Source organism: Belnapia arida, from assembly GCF_016773205.1.
Classification (GTDB): Bacteria; Pseudomonadota; Alphaproteobacteria; order Acetobacterales; family Acetobacteraceae; genus Belnapia; species Belnapia arida.
On sequence record NZ_JAETWB010000242.1, the window covers coordinates 1 to 219 of the forward strand.

Genomic DNA, 219 nt, shown 5'->3' on the forward strand with positions numbered 1-219 from the left:
CGGGGTGGTAGTGCGGCGCAAGCTCCGCCGGTCAGCCCTGCTGGAGTTCTTCGCGGCCTTGCCGCCGGCGTTGATTGACATGGAGGCCTGTGGCGGAGCGCACTACTGGGCGCGCGAGCTCACCCGTCTTGGCCACACGGTGCGGCTCATGCCACCGGCCTACGTGAAGCCCTATCTCAAGCGCGGCAAGACAGACGCGGCCGACGCCGAGGCGATTTG

General features: G+C 68.5%; 1 pseudogene. It reads left to right on the forward strand.

The window, feature by feature from the left end:
• Positions 1-219, forward strand: a pseudogene (locus JMJ56_RS33560) (IS110 family transposase); the annotation flags it as partial.